Raw genomic sequence first — 21,162 nt, forward strand, 5'->3', positions numbered from 1 at the left:
ATGAATGATTTGATATTAAGTGAAGAAACTAAAGCTAGAACTTATTGCACAGATAAACTTAGGTTAAACTTAACTGATGATGAACTTGATGAAGTAATTTATGTTGGAGAACTTAATAAGTTAATAGATATACTTCCTTCTCTATATATTAAAAAGGGAAATCTCTTATATGATAAAAATCTATTCAATGAAGCTTTTGTATCCTATGCTAAAACCTTAGAATTATATAATGCTATTCCTACCAAAGATGATGATATGATATTTATATATAATAAATTAGCTAAGTGTAAAATCAAAACCCTTTGTTATGAAGAAGCCTTAGCATATCTATGTACATGCCACTCTTTTACCTTAGAAAATAAGGATAAAAATAATTATTATAATTGTACCTATAATATAGCTTTAACCTATAAAAAGTTAGATGATTTTGATAATTCTATTCTTTATATAGATAAATTATTAGATACTATTGATATTAATAATGAGCTAACCATGTATATTCAAGGAACAATTTTAAAAGCTAACTGTTATCTTAGAAAAAATTCTACTTTGCAAGCTATAACCCTATATAAAGAACTTCTTGATAACTTTGGGTCTGAATTAGGAATTTATAAAGGTTATTTATATAATAATTTGGCATTAGCTTATTTAAATGAAAATAATAATAATGATGCTCTAAAGTATTTTAATAAAGCTATTCACTTTAGAACATCACATGATAAACCTAATCTTGCTAATACGTTAATGGACATAGCAAAATTCTACATTAAAGAATGTGAATATAAGAAAGCTATTTCTCGAATAGAGGATGGAGTAGAGTTGGCTAAAAAATATTCTGATATTGAAAATTTACTACTAGGCTATAGTCTTTTAGAACAAATATATAGAGAACTAAATGATATTGAAGAACTTAGAACTCTCTATTCTGAAATGATAGAAAACTTTAAAGATGTTGATCCTAATATAACTATGGAGATATACTCAAAACTTTCTAACCTTTTGCCTGATGGTATTGGATATAATAAGTTAGACACTATTTTCCGAGTAAATAATATATAAATTAAGACGAAATAAGAGGATTGGAAGTTCCAATCTTTTTATTCCGTCTTAATTCATCTATAAGATTCGTATATTTCTAAAGTATTACCTTTTAAAATAAATACAATAAAATCATCTTTATTATTTTTATCCATATAAAAATATTTAGCTTCTTTGCTTAGTTTTTCTAGTACTTTTTCAGTATTACCATCAGATATACTAATTTCCTTATGATTTATTTTATCTCTATCTTCCAATAGCGTAACACCATCATAGGATATTCTAAAAGGTATCTCCTCATAGTTAAACCACTGAAAAGAATTATTTAATTTCTCTAAGTCTTCTTCATCATGGTAAATTACTTCATTAATTTCATCTCCATCACCGCCAAAACCCCCTCTAGTACTTCCTATGAGAGTTAGTTTATCTGGTTTAGGTAATTTTATGTTCCAATTGGCTTCTAGGCATTCTGTATAGGTTGGAAATATTATAGGTCTTACTTTAATATAAGTTAATAGTAAAATTATCGTAACTACAATACCTAATATTGTAGCTAAAACTTTCTTATTCATTACTCCTCCTTATATTCCAATATATCACCAGGTTGACAATCCAAGGCCTTACATATAGCTTCTAATGTAGTAAATCTTATTGCCTTAGCCTTATTATTTTTTAAAATAGATAAGTTAGCCATGGTTATGCCAACTTTTTCTGAAAGTTCAGTAGCACTCATCTTTCTCTTAGCCATCATTACATCTACGTTAACAATTATCAATTAATCCACCTTCCTTATATAGTAAGATCATTTTCTTCTTGTAGTTCAATTCCATTATTTATAAGCTCTCTTACTACTGAAGAAATGATAAATACCATCATGGTAGCAAAAGTTATAACTATACAAACTAAATTCTTATATAAGAATATTGTTCCTGCTAAATAAGTAACAAAAGCTATGAATGAGCATATACTTATCACCTTTAGCGACTTTATACTCTCTTTACAAAAAGGACTTCCTTTTAATAACTTTCCACTTAATTTCATTACTGAAATAAGTATTAATAAAAATGGTATATAAGTTATATATAAGAATATTTTTATTCCTCCGCCTATTTCTAACCCAGCAGTAGATATATTACTAAGATACCAATTTACTATATTAGGTAATGTTGCTCCAGCTATTATAGTTATAACTACGGATAAAACTGATACAATATATAGTATCTTTCTAAATAACATATTTTTCAAATTTATCACCTCTAACCAAAGCTTATCACAAGAGGCTATTTACGTCAATAAATATTTATTGTTATTCAATAAATATTTATATTACTTAAAAAGCTACCTCAAAATAATTCTGAGATAGCTTTTAACTTTAATTATATTTTTTATTTTAACCTAGTACCATTTTCATCTTGCTCTATAAGTCCTTTTTTCATCAGTGCCCCTAACGATCTCTTAAAGGCATTCTTGCTAGCCTTAAAATATTTTTTTATATCATCTGGACTAGACTTATCATTAAATCTCATTGAACCTTGGTTCTTCTTTAAGTAGCTAAGAATAATCTCCTCTAATTCTCCCATTTCCTCAAGACGAGGTTTTCTTGTGGTGATTTGAATTTTACCATCATCAAAGTATTTCTTTACTCTAGCATTTATTTTATCACCAATGGAAATGTCATCATAACATTCACTTTTTAGTATTATGCCTCTGAATGTATTATCTATAGCTACAACTAAATTTCCATTAGAATGTTTTCCATAAACTACGCCTTCTACCTCTTCTCCAACATTATAATGAGTAGTATCATGTAAGTATCTATCTACTCTAGTTGTTGCAGCTATTCTGTTGGTTTTATCTACATATAGATAAAATAAATATTTTTTGTCTACTTCTAATTCAAAGGGTGCTTCCCTAAATGGAACTAATACATCCCTTTCTATACCTATGCTAATAAAGTATCCTATTCCAGTCTTATCTACTACTTTTAAGTAAGCTAACTCTCCTACTTGAGCTTCTACTGGCTTCATAGTAGCTATAGGTCTGTCCTTAGAGTCTCGGTATACAAATACATCAACTTCATCCTCTACGTCTATTTCACCTACTATATTTCCCTTTGGTATTAGTATGTCTTCAGAAGTCGTCTTTCCCTCTGCGTCTAAATAATATCCAAATTCACAACTTCTTGATACTTTAAGAGTATTAATTTTTCCTAATTCTATCATTTATTTTCTCCTATCCAATTTAAAAACTTTGCTTATATTTATAATTGACTCCAATCAATATATTTATTAAGCTTATCTACAAATTTTATTAAATATTTTTCTTCTAATTCTGTAAATGTGTTAAAATCATAACTATCTATATCTAGTACTCCATAAACCACATCATCTTTTATTATTGGAATTACTATTTCAGAATTTGATGCCGAATCACAGGCAATGTGTCCTGGAAAATCATGAACATTATCTATTCTTTGAATTTTCTTAGTTGCTACTGCTGTTCCACATACTCCTTTTCCTATAGCTATTCTATTACAAGCTGGTAAACCTTGAAATGGTCCTAAAACTAGCTCTTCACTTTTTACAAAGTAAAATCCACTCCAATTTAATTTATCAAAAATAGCATATATAATGGCAGATGCATTGGAAATATTTGCATATATGTCTTTTTCCGAACTTAACTGGCCTTCTAAGAGGATTAACATGTATTTATATTTTTCTTCTGTAGTCATTTTTTTTATTACATCTAACTTTATCAAAATTATCTCTCCTAGCATAATTTTATTATCTAAAACTACATAAAATTCAAATTGCTTATTATAAGGCTACTTATATTGTTTTGATAGCATTATTTTACTCTTGAATTTCTTTATGCTCTCTTCCCATATTAACATAATGCTCAGCTGAAGACTTTATAGATCTAATTTCTTCTTCTGTTAACTCCCTTACCACCTTAGCTGGGCTTCCTATACATAATACTCCACTTGGGATTATTTTATTTTGAGTTACAAGGCTTCCTGCTCCTATAATTGTATTATCTCCAATTTCAGCTCCATTTAGTATTATTGATCCCATTCCTACTAACACATTATTTCCGACATTACACCCATGAATTATGCAGTTATGACCTATGGTAACATTATCTCCTATCCTAGTAGATATTCCAAAATCATTATGTACTGTAGAATTTTCTTGAATGTTAGTATTTTTTCCTATAATGGTGGTATCCATATCACTTCTAATTACCACGCTATACCATACATTAGTATTTTCCCCTATAGTTACATCCCCTATTACCGTCGCATTTTCTGCTATAAAACATGTATCATCTATAATTGGTGCCTTTCCTTTAATTGCTTTTATCATTTTTCATCCATCCTTTACACTTGAAATTTCCATAATTTTCATTCAACCATTTTAATTTCCTAAAACTATATGAACACAACAATAATTATTATCTTTTATATAAGGTAATGATACCATAATTTAAAAGTCTATTGTGTAATAATTTATTTTTTCCTATTATTCATCACCTAATTACTGAATTATGTATTTATTTTTCCATATGTATTATGAAATTATATTAGTTTGTAATAATTTTTATAACTTTGTCATAAAATTTTATTAGTTAATCAGTTGAAGTGGTTAGGGTACTGAAATCTACTTAATTTAAGGCTATTTTCAGGTGTGAACAAGCATAGTTTAATGGAAATTTCAATAGTTGTATGAAAAAAATTTATATAATATAATACAACATATAGTGCAAAAGCACATTTCGGACACAATATATAGTATATGAAGTATTTAGGGGGTGACTTGCTAATCATAACAGTGTGATTAGCTTTTATAATGAAGAGTATTAACAATATAATAAAAAGATACTACACAAAAGAGTTAGAGACTAATAAAGATTTGACAGTATACGATTTATTCCAGTGGAAAAAAGTTGATGTAATTTTAAAAGACTACAAAAAAGGTACCGTTCTCGTAGATATGAAGGACTTAGAATTTCCAATTCACTATTCACAAAATGCTTGTGATATAATTGCTTCTAAATATTTCAAAAGAGCTTTAGTACCTAATGAAGTAGGTTATGAAAATAGTCTTAAAATGGTGGCACATAGATTAGTTAATTTTTGGTGTGAATCTCTAAAGGATGAAGGTTTGATAACTAATGATGAGGAGTTTACAATACTTTATGATGAATTAGTTTATTGCTTCTTAAATCAAATGTATGCACCAAACTCACCTCAATGGTTTAATACTGGATTAAAGCTTTCTTATGATATAGCTGGTGAACATCAAGGTCATTTTTATTATAATGAGAACTTAAAAAAAGTTGTTAAAAGCGTAGATAACTATACTAGAACTCAAGCTTCTGCTTGCTTTATTTTATCTATACAAGATAAACTTTTAGGACCTCATTCAATTTCTGAGCAATATGTAACAGAAACTAAACTATTTAAGGGTGGTTCTGGATGTGGAACTAACTATTCAACTCTTAGAGCTAAAGACGAAAAGCTTTCTGCTGGTGGAATTTCTTCAGGTGTTATGAGCTTTTTAAAGGGCTTTGATAGAAACGCCGGAACTATAAAATCTGGTGGTACTACAAGACGTGCAGCTAAAATGGTTTGTCTTGACATAGATCACCCAGAAATTAGAGAATTTATAAATTGGAAGGCTAGAGAAGAAGATAAGGTTCGTGCTTTAGGTAAAATGGGCTACGACGCTTCTTTTGAAGGTGAGGCTTATGAAACTGTATCTGGTCAAAACGGTAATAACTCTATAAGATTCAGCGATGAATTTATGAAAAAAGTTGAAAATCTATCTGAAAACCCAGATGAAGTAATAACTTTAAAGGGAAGAATAGATGAAAAAATTAATAAGGATGTTAAAGTGAGTGAGCTATGGGATGAATTCAACTTAGCTTCATGGCAATGTGCTGACCCAGCACCTCAATTTGATGACACCTTCAACGCTTGGCATACATGTCCCGGTGGTGAAGATGGAGACTTTGGTGCAAAGCATAATAGATTAAATTCTACTAACCCATGTGGTGAATATGCTTTCTTAGATGATACATCTTGTAACTTAGCTTCAATTAATATATATAAGTTCTATAATAAGGATAGTAAAGTATTTGATTTAGATGGATATGTTCATATGGTATCTTTACTACAACTTATGCTTGAATCTTCTGTTCACTGGGGTCAATTCCCAACAGAAGACATTGCAAGAAAAACATATATGTTTAGAACAACAGGTCTTGGAATTGCAAACCTTGCTTCTCTTCTTATGGTAATGGGTTATGCTTACGATTCAGAAGAAGCTAGACAATTAACTGCTTCCCTAATTGGAGTGCTTACTGGAGCTTCTTACGTTACTTCTGCCCTTATGGCTGAAAAAGTAGGACCATTCGAAAAATATGACATTAATAAAGATGCAATGCTTAGAGTAATAAGAAATCATGGAAGGGTTGCAGGAGCGCTAGATAGTGAATACGAAGACCTTCACTATAGCCCTGTGGAAGTTAATCATGAAATTCTTAAGGCAGAAGGTAATACTGAGCTATCTGAACTTTTAAAAACTCTTTGGCAAGAAGCTGTAGAGTATGGTGAGAAATTTGGATATAGAAATGCTCAAGTATCTGTAATAGCTCCAACTGGAACAATTTCATTTGCTATGGATTGTGGTGCTACTTCTATTGAACCATATTTCTCCCACTTTGTTTATAAAAAATTATCCGGTGGTGGATTTATGACTATAGTAAATCCAATTATAGAAGATGCCCTTGATAACCTTGGATATTCACAAAATGAAATTAAAGACATAGTAGATTATATTCTTAGAAAAGAAATGGTTAATGAAAATGGATATGAGTATGAAAAAATTATAGATGGTAAGATTGAAGGAGCTCCTCATCTTAAAGAAGAACATCTTCACATTTTTGATACAGCAAACAAATGTGGAAGTGGCGAGAGATATATTAAGCCTATGGGACATGTTCTAATGATGCTGCCATCACCCCTCTTATATCTGGTTCAGTTTCTAAGACTGTAAACCTACCTAAAACAGCTACTGTAGATGACTTTAAAAAGGTTGTCCTTGATTCTTGGAACCTTGGGGTAAAAGGAATATCTCTTTATAGAGATGGATGCAAAGCTAGTCAACCTTTAAATACAGTTTTAGAAGAAGAAAATGATGCAGATTTAGAAAAACTAACTTATGAAGCACTTTTATCTAAAGCTAAAGAACTACAAAACCAGTGTACTTCATCTACTGTATTTACTCGTGAAAAACCAATGGGTATTAGATTTGGGACTACTCATCCTGCTCAAATAGATGATGTTAAAATATACACTACAGTTAATAGAAGAACAAATGGGGAAATTTCTGAAATTTATATAACTACAGATAGAGAAGGAACTATAATAACTGGACTCTTAAATTCTCTTTCTAAATCTATTTCTGTAATGCTACAATATCATGTTCCTGCAGCAGATATTGCTAAAATGCTTAGAGGCCAAAAATATGAACCTTATGGATTTGTACAAAAACATCCTTACATTAAGCATGTTAGCTCCATCTCTGACTTAATCAGTAAGGTTATAGATATTGAGCTTGGTGACTATTCTCGTTGCCAAATCAAACCTAATCCTGAGGATATGGTAAAACCAACAATTCATCATAATGAAGTATCTACTACTTCTATTGATAATGCGAAATCAGAAATAAAAGGTGAGCGTATTTACTCCGAGGTTTGTTCAAACTGTTCAAGTACAAACTTAGTGAGAAATGGTACATGTAAGGTTTGTCAAGATTGTGGAACAACCACTGGATGTAGCTAAAATTATACATGATAACTAAAAAGCCAGGCAAATTATTGCCTGGCTTTTCCTTGGTTTATATACTACACTATTTACTTGACTTAAGTAATGAATTCACTTGTTCTGTCCAATATCCTACAAATTCTGCCATTGCCCATTCTGCCATAACTATCTCCTCATCACCATTTAAAGAAATAGTTAACTCTGGTGATTCACTGATTTTTCCATCTTCTATTTTATATCCATATAAACTTGATTTTGTCTTTATTATAGTCATATTTTTATTAGGGGATGACAATGCATCCTCTGCAGATGGAACCTGATTTTTGATTCCTTGCCATGATGTAAATAGCCTGTCATACCTAGCCACATTCTTAGATACTTTTAAAGGAATATTTATATTATTTTCAATACTTTCATCCTTTTTACTATGAACAGTATAAATCTGCCATCTTCCTTGATTTCTTTTGATAGAAACATCCGTAAATTTATTTATATCTTCTATATGCAGTCCTTGTGCATCATTATTAAATTTAGTTATATTTTTCTGTTCACTAATATTTCCTAAGGAAACTGCTCCTTTACCTTCCATATTCATAGTATCAATTAAATATGTCCCTAACTTTTCCGCCCTATGATCTTCTCCTTCTTCATGAATTTTAATACTTATATAATCATTTCCTATAAAATTTATCTCTTTAGATACATTTATATTTGGTTCTTTATTTACCTTTAGATCAGCTTGCTTTTCAGATGGATTGCCACTTAAAAATACAAATTCTATATTATCCTTATAATTGTTTTCAATATATTCTCTATGAATTGAAACCTTAAAAAATCCATTTTTACGTGGTAAAAGCAGGAATGGAACCTCTTTACTATATATTTTTTTACCATCATAGGCTATCCAAAGAGTTTTATATGTAAAACCTTCATCAGTTTTATCTTTAATACCTATTAATACTCCATTACTAATTTTCTCACTATCTGCTGTTTCATCTACACCAGTTTTTTCATTGATATTCTCCATGGGGTTATCATCTATTTTTTCAAGATAAAGTAAAACATCGTCCTGTATTACTAATATACCTTTATCTATAACAATAACTTCCTTTAAATATGTATTTTTAGATGATATGGTTACAACTTCTACTTCCTTAGTATCTTTTAAATAATCAGGTATAAAGCCTATAGTATTATAAACGTATTGTTCACCATTTACTAATTTAGCTTTATAAGTTATGTTCTTGTATGCCTTATCAAACATAAATACTTCTTCATTACTAAAACTCACTTTGCTGTCTAACAAATTACAATTAAATACTTCCTCTTCTGTAATTCCCACATAATTTTTAACTTGCCATTGTCCCTTTAAAATAGAATCATTATTCGGTTTCTTTACTTCTATGTTAAATTTATTACAACCAGTAAGAATAAGTGCTAACATAAAAGTTATCAGTATTCTTATTAATCTTTTCATCTCATATCTCCTCTAGGTAACATTATAATAACCTCTGTACCCTTTTGTAATTCACTATCTATCTTTAAAAGTCCGCCATGCTGAGTTATAATTTCTTCACATATAGAGAGCCCTATCCCATTGCTTGCATTTATATTTCTTCCCTTATAAAATTTTTCTTTAACATGAGGTAGTTCATCTTTAGAAATTCCATAGCCATAATCTTTAATTGATATAGTTAAATATTTTTCATCTTCCACTAGTTTAACTATTATTTTAGAATCATTAGGTGAAAACTTTATAGCATTATCTAAAATATTTATTAAAACCTGTTTCATTCTATTTTTATCAACTTCTATAGGTTTAATCTGTAAATCTTCAAATATGACCTCTATTCCTCTAGACAGTAGTTTAGGTTCTAATTGTCTTAATATATCTTGAGTAAACTCACCTATACTTATCACTTCTTTTCTTAAAGTGATTTTACCTGAAATTAACTTTGAAAAGTCCAATAATTCTTCTACTAGATAAGTTAATCTTTCAACCTCTGACTCTATAATTTTAAGGCCTTCTCTTACTTCTTCTTTATCTTCTAAATCTGAGGACTCTAACACAATTGCCCAGCCCTTAATAGAAGTTAGAGGTGTTCTAAGTTCATGGGATACAGATGATATAAATTCATTTTTTAGTCTTTCATTTTTCAGTATCTCCTCCGACATATAATTTAGAGTATCAGCTAAACTTCCTATCTCATCCTTAGAGTAATTTGGTATACTCTCTTTAAAGTTACCCTTAGCCATCTTTTCTGCTCCTACAGAGACTAGTTTTAAAGGCTTCATTATACTATTAGAAATAAATAAACTTATAGTAGACGCAATAGAAATTACTAGTATACCTAATAAAATTATTATAAACAATATCTCCTTTATGCTTTTATCTATACCTTCAGTAGAGGCGCTAAATCTCAATATTCCATCTACATATGTATCAAAAGAAAGTGGATATGCTACACAAATAATCTTTTCATTATTATTTTCATTTTGATATATATTTGCTTCTCCTCGAGTATCACCACTAGCTGCCGCTTTAACTTCTCTAGTTAATATTCTGTCCTTTGAAATATATCCCGAAGAATCCATCATAACATTACCTTCTAAGTCTATTATTTGAACTCTACAATCCGTATTACTCCAAAATGTATCATTATCATTAAATATATTCTCTTTTACAGTATTGGAGGACAAGTATGTATTATAAAAATCTGATGATATCTTTATTTGACCATATATAGTATCCTCTAGATTGCTATAGTAATATTCTTTGATAGCTATGTAAACCATAATTTGAACTATAAATATGGTTATAGCTATTACAATTATATTACTGCTAGAAATCTTAGTTTTTAAGGATTTCACTTAATCTTCCCTCCACTTATATCCTGTTCCCCAAACAGTTTCAATATATTTAGGTTTAGATGAGTTATCTTCTATCTTACTTCTAATACGTCTTATATTTACATCAATAATTTTATTTTCTCCTATGTAATTATAGCCCCACACCATATCTAGAAGTTCATCTCTACTAAAGGCCTTGTTGGGATTTTCCATAAACATTTTTATAAGCATATATTCTTTAGGGGTTAATTCTATCTCTACTCCACTTTTGTATAGTACCTTACTATCCAAATCTATTTTAAAAGCTCCAGATATAATTTCCCTACTCTTAAGACCATTACCTAGTTCCATTCTTCTAAGTAAAGATTTAATAATAGCTATAAGCTCTAATGGGTTGAAGGGCTTTATAATATAGTGATCTGCACCAAACTCTAATCCCATAATTTTATCCCCATCTTGCGCTCTGGCAGTAAGCATTATTATTCCCATCTGTGGATAACTTTTCTTTAGAATTTCACATACTTTATATCCATCAATTCCAGGAAGCATTATATCAAGTATTACAATGTCAGGGCTCTCTTTTGCAACTTCTTCAATACCAAGTTCTCCAGTTTCTGCTTCTACTACCTGGAAGCCCTCTCTCTTAAGGCTTATCTTTACAAACTTTCTTATATGTTCTTCATCTTCAATTAATAATATTTTCTTCATTATATTCACCTCTAATGTACAAAAGCACCAATCGTAAAATAAATTAACATCGGTGCTTCTTGTTCGTAATTCTTATTTTCTCTTTAACTATTCTTCCTTATCATTACTTTCTTCATACTCTTCTACATCTACAATAGTAGAATCACTATAGTCTATATAAGATTCTGAGTCTGGAGTCACATTGGCACTATGGCTACCTTGTGACCTTCCATTCTCATTAGAAGAATAAAATTCATTAGTTTCCTTTTTCACCTTATATTTTAAGTACATTATACTAAGGGTTATTATAATTACAATCCCTAGAATAAGCCATAAGATTCCTTTGAATACAATTCCTAAAATTCCAAAAATCAATGGAGAAAATATAAATAACAGTATACATACAAATATAACTTTTATTAATGTTTTCATCTCAACACTATTCATAAATTCTAATTCCTTTCTATATGTATCAATTAAATAATTAATATACTATCTGACTTTAAAATTATTATCTATTTTAAAGGTAAATTTAAAAGCCCCCGTTTACATTTAGTATTTCCCCTGTGATGTAGCTACTATCCTTACTAGCTAAAAATACAGCAGCTCTTCCCACTTCTGATACACTTCCAAATCTCCCCATGGGTATTTCCTCTGTTAATTCTAATCTTTCTTCCTCTTTCATCCACATGTTCATCTTAGTTTCGATAACACCCGGTGCTATGGCATTTACTCTTATATTACTTAATGCTAGTTCCTTAGCTAAGGCCTTTGTAAAGGAATTTATAGCTCCCTTTGATGCAGAATATAAAACTTCGCAGGCAGCTCCTTCACCTCCCCAAACTGATGATATATTAATAATGCTACCTTCTTTTCTTGAAATCATATGATTAACCACAGAGTTTGTAGTATTAAATACTGACTTAAAATTTACAGACATAATTTTATCAAAATCTTCTTCAGTGTCATCCATAAATAGTCCTATTTTAGAAATAGCTGCATTGTTTACTAATACATCCACTCTGCCCAATTTTTCTAGAGTATATTCTATTAATTCCTTAGAAAAGTTATAATTACTTACATCTCCTTTAAATAAAGTACAATAATTTCCCATGGAACTAATTTCATTTAAAGTCTCCCTTGCACTTTCATCATCGTTAAAATAGTTTAGTACTAATATTGCTCCTTCTTTAGCAAATTCTAAGGCTATTCCCTTACCTATACCTCTTGTTCCTCCTGTAATTACTACCACTTTTCCCTTTAATTTCATTTTCATACCTCTTAAAACTTCTTTAATTCCCATTGTAGTTATTTTAACATTTGTTTTTTTATAGCACTAGTTATATGTACTGAAAATAAATTAATTTAAATAAATGTTAATATATTTTACATTTACTTTAATTAGTTCATTTATTAACTATAAAATTAATTTATTTCTTGTATTTTTTATTATATTTAAATATAAATCCTCTTTATTATTATATCATAATATGGTATGATAATCATGATTTAATAGTAAAGGGGGGTCTTTTTCATGGCTTATAAAATAGTAGATACTTGCATCTCTTGTGGTGCTTGCGAATCTGAATGTCCAGTTAGCTGCATAAGTGCAGGAGATGGATTATACGTTATCGATGCTGATTCTTGTATCGAATGTGGTGCTTGTGCTAGCGTTTGCCCAGTTGGTGCTCCAGTTCAAGACTAATTGAAATAAAAAATAGATGTACAAGTTGTACATCTATTTTTTATTTTAACTTTTTATTTTAATTTACTTATAGCATTAGTGTCTCTAATAAATATTAACCCATCAAAGGTATCTATAGGCTTTAATTTCATATAATAATCTTCTTCATACCCATTATAAAAAATAATGTTATGCATTAGTATTGAAGATGATAATATTTTTTTAACCTCCTTATCCTGCGCTGAAGATTTAAAATCTATAAAACTATTTGATATTTCTGTAAGGTTAAATATATTAGAAAACATTTGAGGATTTCCTTCTTCTATATTATAGATTTCATATTCACTACCTACACCACTACTGTCTATAGGATACGCTCCAAAGCTACCCTGATGAAATTCTAATGCTAATGAATAATATTTATCTTTATACATCTCCTTTAAATTATACCCCATGCTTTTATAATCCTTAGAAATATTGCTTATATGTTGATTTCCACTCCAAAGAACTATTTTATCATTTCCATTTTTACTCTCACGGTCTAGAATCCATTTAATATTATCAGCTAATAATTTTCCTTCCATATTCAAAGCTTCTTTAATGTTATGCTCTGGTCCACTGTATATGGCTAATTCTATGCTTTTCAAGATAGTGTGAAGATATTTCGAAGCCTCTTCATATTTCTCTTCTGAGGTACTTTTTACAAGTTTCTCTTTATTTTCATTAAATATATTAATTAGAATTTCAACCTTTTCTTGTTCTCTTCTTAACTCACTTGTAGGTATATTTCTAACGGGTCTTCCTCTTACTTCATCCAATTCACCATCAAACTTCTTGTATAGATCTTCATCAATATCTCTTAAATAATTTATTACAAAATTTGAACTATCTTCAGCATTAGTAACTTGAATACCGTAAAACTTAATTTTTTCCTTATGATTAGAATCTTCATTATACTTTCTGATCCATTCTATTAACTCCAAAGACTCCACCGTTGACCAAGAATAACCTCCATTTATCTTTGTTTGTCTTACTATATTTTCAGCATTTCCTTCCCCATTCAATATATAATTATTAATTAATTCAGTTCTTCCAAAATCCACATCCATAGCAAAGGTTCTATACCCCATTTCCTCTACTAAAAATTCCAGCATACGATGCTTAATTTGAAAAAACTCTTTTGTTCCATAGGTTGCCCCACCTAAGGCTATAATTTGTTTATCCTTAAATATATCCTTAAATTCCTTTAAATCTTCAAAGCCATTGCCAACCTCCACAGTGTTTAAAGGAACTAATTTTTCTTTTATAATTTCAGCCTCCTCATTAGGACTAAGTTTTCCCCCAAATAATCCTACACATACTAGTCCGAGAATTATTATAACTGAAATTATTAATAATACCTTATTTCCTCTTTTCATCTTCATATACCCCCTAAATACCTATTTTCTCCCTTAACTCAACATTTTCAACTTATGGTTACATATATATTATAGCAAATTTTAGAAACATTTCAATATTTATCTAAGTCATCTTAGAGTAATGGACAGAATTCTTCTTATTTTTAACTATATAGCATAAATACAATAAAAAATCAGTAAATCTCCCAATTGAAATTTACTGATTATATAATTAGTCTAGTATATTACCAAAGCCTTCCCCTAAAACCTCATGGACATTATGGGTTATGATAAAAGCACATGGATCCACTTCTTTTATAAAATTTCTAAGCTTAATAAACTCCTTTTTACCCATTACAGTTATTAAAACATCACTTTTTTCTAAATTGTACGCTCCTATAGCACGATAAATAGTAGCACTTCTACCTAGCTCTTCAATAATAAATTTTCTTATCTCTTCAGTTTTAGAACTCATTATTTCTATTCTCTTAGTTATATTAAGTCCATCTATAACAAAGTCTACCATGGAGCCATTTATTATAACACCAAGTAAAGCATACATCCCTGTAGTAGCTCCAAATGCTATAACTGCAAGTAAGGTTATACTAAAATCTATAATTAAAAGTCCTTTTCCAATTTCTAGATGAGCATATTTGTTTAATATTTTAGCAGGTATATCCGTTCCCCCTGTAGATGCATTCCTATTAAACACTATAGCCATACCTATAGCTCCAATTAATATACCAAAAATTAAATTTATAAGTATATCCTGTGAAATAGGTTTACTAATAGGTGCTACTTTTTCTAAAATGGATATTATTACTGAAAGCATAAGGCTAGAATATATAGTTTTTGTTCCAAATGCCTTTCCAATAAAAATAAAACCTATGACAAAGAAAAATATGTTTCCTATAAGCATTATAATACCTATACTAAGGTTAGGAATATAATGGTTTATTACCATAGCAAGCCCAGTAAGTCCTCCAGCTGCTAAATTGTGTGGAACTAGAAAAAAATGAATACCTATAGCTATTAAAATTAATCCAAAAGTTATTATAATATAATCTTTTATTTCCTTCTTCAAACCCATTCCTCCTCAATTCACCCTATTGATTTTTGTAAAAATATCTTATGTTTTTCAATTTTATGTTAACTCTCTTTATTTAATCATATATCAATAGATAAGTTATTACAATATCCCTCTTTTCCTTATATATGTTTCACTGTTTAAACACTTATATACGTAAAAAAACTACTACTATAAAATTTAACCGAACTTAATCATAAAATTTCATAGTAGTAGCTTGTTCTTTATATTTACTTATAGTATTTTTCTTTACTTGCAATGAAATGTAGCACACTCTGTTTCTCTTGGCTTACATGCATGGTCTCCAGAAATACAAATTTCTGAAGCATCACATTTATGGTTTGCGTTATAAACACAATTGGTAGCTTCACATCCTACTACCATTTCTGGATTAGATCTTTGATTACTATTTGACATAGCTCCACTTTTTTCTGCAAAACTATCACAACAAGTAGATGATTTATGAGTAGCTTCTCTTCCACCTACTTGAATAGAATCAATGCAGCAATAATAATCATTATTATATGCACAACTACATGCATCACATTTTAATTTAGTCATAAGAATGCCTCCTAAAGTTTATTTCTATAATATTGTTTCAATTTAGTAGGCAAATTATTCTTACATAATTTTATTGTTCTTTTACTTTATCTTTACAAATACGGAAAATTGAATTTCTGTAGACTCTATATGGTCATAATTTAAATCCTTACGACCAGAAAAGTTATCAATTTTTATTTTGATTTTAACTTTATCTGTTTCATCTTCAAATTGCATATCTTCTACAGGTATTGAGTTTGTTTTATTAACACCATATTTATCTATTATCTTATTAAAATACTCATTTAAATTTTTATTATATATCTGTTTACCTTTCTCTAATATCTTAAGTTCATTATATGCTTTATTATAGTCAACTGTAATTCCATAAGAATTCTTATTAGCAGCACTTTGATAACTTATAATGTTAAAAAGGTAATCATAGTCCTTTATTTCTATAGGCTCTAATATTTCTTCACTTGTAAAATAAAAATGTTCATATCTACTTTCATAATTTAAATTAGAATAAGTTATTCCTAGTACCCTCTCTGTATCACTTATAGTAAAATTACCTGGCAAATATTTAATATCCTTTAATTCATGTTTTCTATTAAAATAATCCAAAATACTATTGAGCTCTATTTGATCATCTTTAGAAACTGGATCTATAGCTTTAACTATTTTACCATTTTCAATCATATTATTTTTTATAAGGAACTTTTCAAATCTTTTATTTTGACTATACTTAGATAAACTATAACTACTCAAAGGTCCACAAATTGATATAAAAGTAATTATAGCAAGAGATATTGGGAGTATAATATTTTTTACTTTCTTAATTATTGAGTAATATACCATTATTCCAAAGACCCAAATCCCTAGTGCTAAAACAAAATATCTATTTTCAGTTATTCCATAGGCATTAACTCTTATTCCCATAGAAATAAACATAAGTACTATAAGAGGAAGTATTGCCTTCGGAAACACCTTTACAAACTTGCTTACCCAAGGACTATTTTCCTTTACTGGTGAAGTTAAAAACAAGGTTCCTGCTGATATTACTCCATACCATAATACTAAATGAGAAACTAATCCTTGAGGCCACTGTCTAGTAATAATTATCTTAGCAAAATATATATATAAGATTATTGTGTATATAGAAATTAATGGCATAATTATATAAAGCATTAATATCTTAAACACCTTTGGATACTTTTCAACCTTTATAACTTCTTCCTTTTCTGGGATTCCTCCAAGAAAGAAGCATTGTGCAAAAACTCCTACAACTATAAGCCATGTATAATAATATATCTCATATTTAACTTCTATTCCTAAAAGATAATCTACGGTGAACAATATTGCTATTAATCCTAAATATAAAACTATAGAATATAAAACTGTTGTAAAAAATCTTCCTAAAACCTTTATTACATACATCTCAAAACTTCCATCCTTATAAATATATGGAGTAAAAAAGAACCCTGTAATAAATATTATAATAAGACCAACATATCTAGTAACCTGAACCATATTTAAATCTCCAAGACAAAAATATCCGTAGACTGCTAAACAAATAGCTGCAATAATATAAATTAGATATTTAAACTTCTCATTAGATTTATTTCTTCTTTCAAAATATAATTCAATGCAAATATATACTGGAATACTAAGTACTAAAGTCATCACAACACGTCTTAATTCCTCGTCACTTCCAATACTTTCTCCCATATAGATTAAAGTTATAACTGCAGCTATAGATAAAAATATGGGTATAGGAAATCTTTTTACTGAATCTTTTATAGAATTTTTCCATCCATTTACCAAAGTTTTAATATACAATAATATGCCCCCCTTTATTATAAAATTATTTTTCTATGTTTTATAGTTACCTTTAGATAACCATTTATGTACCACTGTAAATTACACCCATTATACCATATCATCTAAATTAAAACATTTATCTATTACACATAATATTATCATATATGTAAAGAATATTCCTATTAAATATAAAGGAGGTGACCTTTAGTTTGAAGCCCATTGCTTCTACTAAAGAACTTAATGTTTATTCCTAAAAGAATATTATTTGAAAAAGGATCCTTGGATTATGAAATAGGCAAAAATATTTATAACACTTTTAAGGATAATAAAAATATTGAAATAATAAAATTAACTTCTAATAAGATTAAAGAGCGAATTCCTGGTGAAAATTTGCATAGCTTTTATCGTGAAGGTAAGAATACCCTAGTTGTGGGTATAAAAAAAAGAAGTAAATTTCAATCCTGTAAACCTTCTGCTAATTGGCAGTTACCCCTAGTGTCCGGTTGTATTGCTCATTGTCAGTATTGCTACTTAAATACAAATCTAGGTGATAAACCTTATATAAAGATTAATGTAAATATAGATGATATTCTAAATCAAGCAAATGAATATATTAAAGAAAGATTACCTTCCAAAACTTTATTTGAAGGTTCTGCCACCTCTGATCCTATACCTATAGAACCTTATACTAATAGTTTAAAAAAAGCTATAGAATTCTTTGCTAATAGCGATCATGGACTATTTCGTTTTGTTACAAAGTTTAATGATGTTGATAGTCTATTAGATATAGATCACAAGGGACATACAGAAATTCGATTTACTCTAAATACAGATAAAGTAATCAGTGACTTTGAAAATAGAGCCGCTTCTATAGATAAAAGAATAGAAGCTAGTGTAAAGGTGGCTAATGCTGGGTATCCTATAGGTTTTATTATTGCGCCAGTATTTCTTTATGAAGGTTGGAAAAACGATTATAAACAACTTTTATTAAACCTTAAGGATAAGCTTCCTGATAACTTAACTACTCCTGTTACCTTTGAAATAATATCTCATAGGTATACTCCTAGAGCAAAAAATATAATTCTAGAAGTATTTCCTGAAACAACACTTCCTATGGTTGATGAGGAAAGAAAATATAAATATGGACAATTTGGATATGGTAAATATGTATATACAAAAGAGCAGTTAGAAGAGATGAAAGAATTTTTTAGTTTAGAAATTGACTCTATATTTAATAATAAAGTTATAAAGTATATAATATAATGTTAAATGCAAAAGCCAAGCTATATTACCTTATATAACTTGGCTTCTTTAATGTTATAAAATTGTTTTTTGTCTTTTGCTTCATTCTATGTTTATATATTATTTAATTAATTTCAGCAAATTCTTCTAAGGTTATTCCATCATTATAAATCTTTTCTGACATTTCACTACCCACATATCTCACATGCCAAGGTTCATAATTATATCCTGTTATGTCTTCTTTTCCCGACTCATATCTTACTATAAATCCATATTTATATGCATTATTAGCTATCCAATTAGCTTCTGGACATCCTTCAGATATCCATCCAGAACTAGTTGCTAAATCCATAGCTTCGCCTAGTTGATGCTCACTTGCTCCAGGCTTTGCTACATATTTATCTGAATAAGATTTTCCTTGGGTTTCCACATTATATTCATATAAGTTTTTTTGTGTTTTATAAGATCTATAGCCTGATAAACCATATAAGTAGACCCCCTCCTTTGAAGCAGCATCTACTAGTTCCTCTAAAGCCTTAGCAGACTCCTTTGTCATATATCTTTCTTCTTCTGTGGATTCTGGTAAGAATTCTATATTTACTGAAACTAAATCCTTTGGCTTATAATCTGATGTTAAAGCATAATTTTTATTTACCACTACTTTATTATAATCATTAATAATAAAATATCCCTCTGATTTCAAATGAAATTTATTGATTAAATAATTTGTAGCACACATGCCTAATATAACTATTACTAGTAATTTCAATATAACTCTTCTTGCTTTTCTAACCTTTTTCTTTTTTCCCATAAGACCATCTCCTTAAGTTCATATACTTATTTTAAACCTTATGAGATTATTATTTATTACTTAAAGCTTACAAATTTATTACTTATTTATTAAGACATGAAATTTAAACTATTCTCCTTCTTTAGTAAACCATCCTCTACTATTATTAGCTATTCTAACAAGGGTAAGCATCACAGGAACTTCTACTAATACACCTACCACTGTAGCTAATGCAGCACCTGATTGTAATCCAAATAATGAAATTGCTACTGCTACTGCTAATTCAAAAAAGTTACTTGCTCCAATCATTCCTGCTGGTGCTGCTATAGAATGTGGCAACTTCCAAAGTTTTGCCCAAATATAAGCTATTCCAAATATAAGGAAAGTTTGAATTATAAGCGGTACTGCAATTAATACTATATGAACAGGATTATTTAAAATAGTATCACCTTGGAAGGAGAATAATATAATCAAAGTCAGTAATAATCCTATTATAGTCACATTATCAAACTTCTTTAAAAATACATTATTAAAATACTCTATACCTTTGTTTTTAATTATTAGTGTTCTAGTTATAAATCCAAGTACTAGTGGTATAACTACAAATAATATTGTTGATAATACAAGAGTTTCCATAGGTATAACTACATCACCAACCCCTAGTAAAAAAGCTACAATAGGAGCAAAGGCAATTAAAATAATCAAGTCATTAACTGCTACCTGAACTAGAGTATATGAAGGATCCCCTTTAGTTAAGTGACTCCACACAAATACCATAGCTGTACATGGTGCAGCTCCTAAAAGCACTGCTCCAGCTAAATACTCCTTAGCAAGTTCTGGTGCTATTATACCCTTAAATACTATAAAGAAGAAAAATGCTGATATAGCATACATTGTAAAAGGTTTAATAAGCCAATTAGTTGTACAAGTAACTATAAGTCCCTTTGGTTTTCTAGTGGCATTAATTATACTTCCAAAATCAATCTTTAACATCATAGGGTATATCATTAACCATATAAGTATAGCCACCGGTATTGACACATTATAATACTCAAATTTATTTAGAGTATTAGGTATCATAGGCAAAAACTGACCAACCAATATTCCCACTACAATACAAAGGGCAACCCATAGAGTTAAGTATCTTTCAAAAACACCTAATCCTTTTTCACTATTTTCTTTTTTATTACCCATAAG

General features: G+C 29.1%; 20 protein-coding genes and 1 pseudogene. 4 read left to right on the forward strand and 17 right to left on the reverse strand.

Features of this window, described 5'->3' with window-relative positions:
* The first annotated feature begins 9 nt into the window (after positions 1-9).
* On the forward strand, positions 10-1,059 hold the full coding sequence (locus tag IO99_RS10365; RefSeq protein ID WP_035133120.1) for a tetratricopeptide repeat protein: 1,050 nt from the start codon (positions 10-12) through the stop codon (positions 1,057-1,059).
* Between the two features lie 53 nt (positions 1,060-1,112).
* Here IO99_RS10365 and IO99_RS10370 read toward each other — a convergent pair whose 3' ends face one another.
* From IO99_RS10370 to IO99_RS10395, 6 genes are all read right to left on the reverse strand, one after another.
* Positions 1,113-1,610, reverse strand: a complete 498-nt coding sequence (locus IO99_RS10370) for a hypothetical protein (protein WP_035133122.1) — start codon at positions 1,608-1,610, stop codon at positions 1,113-1,115.
* Positions 1,610-1,789, reverse strand: a complete 180-nt coding sequence (locus tag IO99_RS10375) for a helix-turn-helix domain-containing protein (RefSeq protein ID WP_035133168.1) — start codon at positions 1,787-1,789, stop codon at positions 1,610-1,612. Before IO99_RS10375 ends, IO99_RS10370 begins: the two co-directional genes overlap by 1 nt.
* A 38-nt stretch (positions 1,790-1,827) precedes the next feature.
* Positions 1,828-2,274, reverse strand: coding sequence for a DUF2975 domain-containing protein (locus IO99_RS10380; RefSeq protein WP_242844116.1), 447 nt, complete (start codon positions 2,272-2,274; stop codon positions 1,828-1,830).
* 149 nt (positions 2,275-2,423) lie between these two features.
* Positions 2,424-3,260 carry a CvfB family protein gene (locus tag IO99_RS10385; RefSeq protein WP_035133124.1) on the reverse strand — a complete coding sequence of 279 codons (837 nt, stop codon included), beginning with the start codon at positions 3,258-3,260 and terminating at the stop codon, positions 2,424-2,426.
* Between the two features lie 38 nt (positions 3,261-3,298).
* Positions 3,299-3,796 (reverse strand): GAF domain-containing protein, encoded by a 498-nt coding sequence (locus tag IO99_RS10390; protein WP_156964334.1) that lies wholly within the window; start codon positions 3,794-3,796, stop codon positions 3,299-3,301.
* Between the two features lie 94 nt (positions 3,797-3,890).
* Positions 3,891-4,403, reverse strand: coding sequence for a gamma carbonic anhydrase family protein (locus IO99_RS10395; RefSeq protein WP_035133127.1), 513 nt, complete (start codon positions 4,401-4,403; stop codon positions 3,891-3,893).
* A gap of 483 nt (positions 4,404-4,886) precedes the next feature.
* Between IO99_RS10395 and IO99_RS10400 the strand changes: the two are divergent.
* A pseudogene (locus tag IO99_RS10400) lies at positions 4,887-7,885 on the forward strand (vitamin B12-dependent ribonucleotide reductase).
* A 67-nt stretch (positions 7,886-7,952) separates the two neighbouring features.
* Here IO99_RS10400 and IO99_RS10405 read toward each other — a convergent pair.
* The 5 genes from IO99_RS10405 to ymfI form a co-directional block, all read right to left on the reverse strand.
* Positions 7,953-9,344, reverse strand: a complete 1,392-nt coding sequence (locus tag IO99_RS10405) for a hypothetical protein (protein ID WP_035133129.1) — start codon at positions 9,342-9,344, stop codon at positions 7,953-7,955.
* Complete coding sequence (locus tag IO99_RS10410) at positions 9,341-10,738, reverse strand: HAMP domain-containing sensor histidine kinase (RefSeq protein ID WP_035133132.1); 1,398 nt, start codon at positions 10,736-10,738, stop codon at positions 9,341-9,343. Before IO99_RS10410 ends, IO99_RS10405 begins: the two co-directional genes overlap by 4 nt.
* Entirely contained in the window at positions 10,739-11,425 is a 687-nt protein-coding gene (locus IO99_RS10415; RefSeq protein WP_035133134.1) for a response regulator transcription factor, read from the reverse strand.
* Positions 11,426-11,512: 87 nt separating this feature from the next.
* The gene (locus IO99_RS10420) at positions 11,513-11,851 is read right to left on the reverse strand and encodes a hypothetical protein (protein WP_035133136.1); all 339 of its coding nucleotides are present in this window, start codon (positions 11,849-11,851) and stop codon (positions 11,513-11,515) included.
* A gap of 85 nt (positions 11,852-11,936) precedes the next feature.
* On the reverse strand, positions 11,937-12,674 hold the full coding sequence (ymfI, locus tag IO99_RS10425; RefSeq protein ID WP_035133138.1) for an elongation factor P 5-aminopentanone reductase: 738 nt from the start codon (positions 12,672-12,674) through the stop codon (positions 11,937-11,939).
* A gap of 264 nt (positions 12,675-12,938) precedes the next feature.
* On the opposite strand from ymfI, the gene IO99_RS10430 reads away from it, so the two are divergent.
* Positions 12,939-13,109, forward strand: coding sequence for a DUF362 domain-containing protein (locus tag IO99_RS10430; protein ID WP_035133140.1), 171 nt, complete (start codon positions 12,939-12,941; stop codon positions 13,107-13,109).
* 53 nt (positions 13,110-13,162) lie between these two features.
* Here IO99_RS10430 and IO99_RS10435 read toward each other — a convergent pair whose 3' ends face one another.
* The 4 genes from IO99_RS10435 to IO99_RS10450 all read right to left on the reverse strand — a co-directional run bounded on the left by IO99_RS10435 (position 13,163) and on the right by IO99_RS10450 (position 17,951).
* Positions 13,163-14,506, reverse strand: a complete 1,344-nt coding sequence (locus IO99_RS10435) for an erythromycin esterase family protein (protein ID WP_035133142.1) — start codon at positions 14,504-14,506, stop codon at positions 13,163-13,165.
* A gap of 211 nt (positions 14,507-14,717) precedes the next feature.
* Complete coding sequence (locus tag IO99_RS10440; RefSeq protein ID WP_035133145.1) at positions 14,718-15,575, reverse strand: YitT family protein; 858 nt, start codon at positions 15,573-15,575, stop codon at positions 14,718-14,720.
* Between the two features lie 246 nt (positions 15,576-15,821).
* The gene (locus IO99_RS10445) at positions 15,822-16,133 is read right to left on the reverse strand and encodes a DUF1540 domain-containing protein (protein ID WP_035133147.1); all 312 of its coding nucleotides are present in this window, start codon (positions 16,131-16,133) and stop codon (positions 15,822-15,824) included.
* Positions 16,134-16,214: 81 nt separating this feature from the next.
* On the reverse strand, positions 16,215-17,951 hold the full coding sequence (locus IO99_RS10450) for a DUF4153 domain-containing protein (RefSeq protein WP_051824047.1): 1,737 nt from the start codon (positions 17,949-17,951) through the stop codon (positions 16,215-16,217).
* Positions 17,952-18,173: 222 nt separating this feature from the next.
* On the opposite strand from IO99_RS10450, the gene splB reads away from it, so the two are divergent.
* The gene (splB, locus tag IO99_RS10455; protein WP_035133173.1) at positions 18,174-19,196 is read left to right on the forward strand and encodes a spore photoproduct lyase; all 1,023 of its coding nucleotides are present in this window, start codon (positions 18,174-18,176) and stop codon (positions 19,194-19,196) included.
* 103 nt (positions 19,197-19,299) lie between these two features.
* On the opposite strand, the gene IO99_RS10460 is transcribed toward splB, so the two are convergent.
* Both IO99_RS10460 and arsB read right to left on the reverse strand, forming a co-directional pair.
* Positions 19,300-19,986, reverse strand: a complete 687-nt coding sequence (locus IO99_RS10460) for a M15 family metallopeptidase (RefSeq protein WP_035133149.1) — start codon at positions 19,984-19,986, stop codon at positions 19,300-19,302.
* Between the two features lie 108 nt (positions 19,987-20,094).
* Positions 20,095-21,159, reverse strand: a complete 1,065-nt coding sequence (gene arsB / locus IO99_RS10465; protein ID WP_035133152.1) for an ACR3 family arsenite efflux transporter — start codon at positions 21,157-21,159, stop codon at positions 20,095-20,097.
* Positions 21,160-21,162: the final 3 nt, after the last annotated feature.

It is taken from the genome of Clostridium sulfidigenes (assembly GCF_000732635.1).
GTDB classification, from domain to species: Bacteria; Bacillota; Clostridia; order Clostridiales; family Clostridiaceae; genus Clostridium_J; species Clostridium_J sulfidigenes.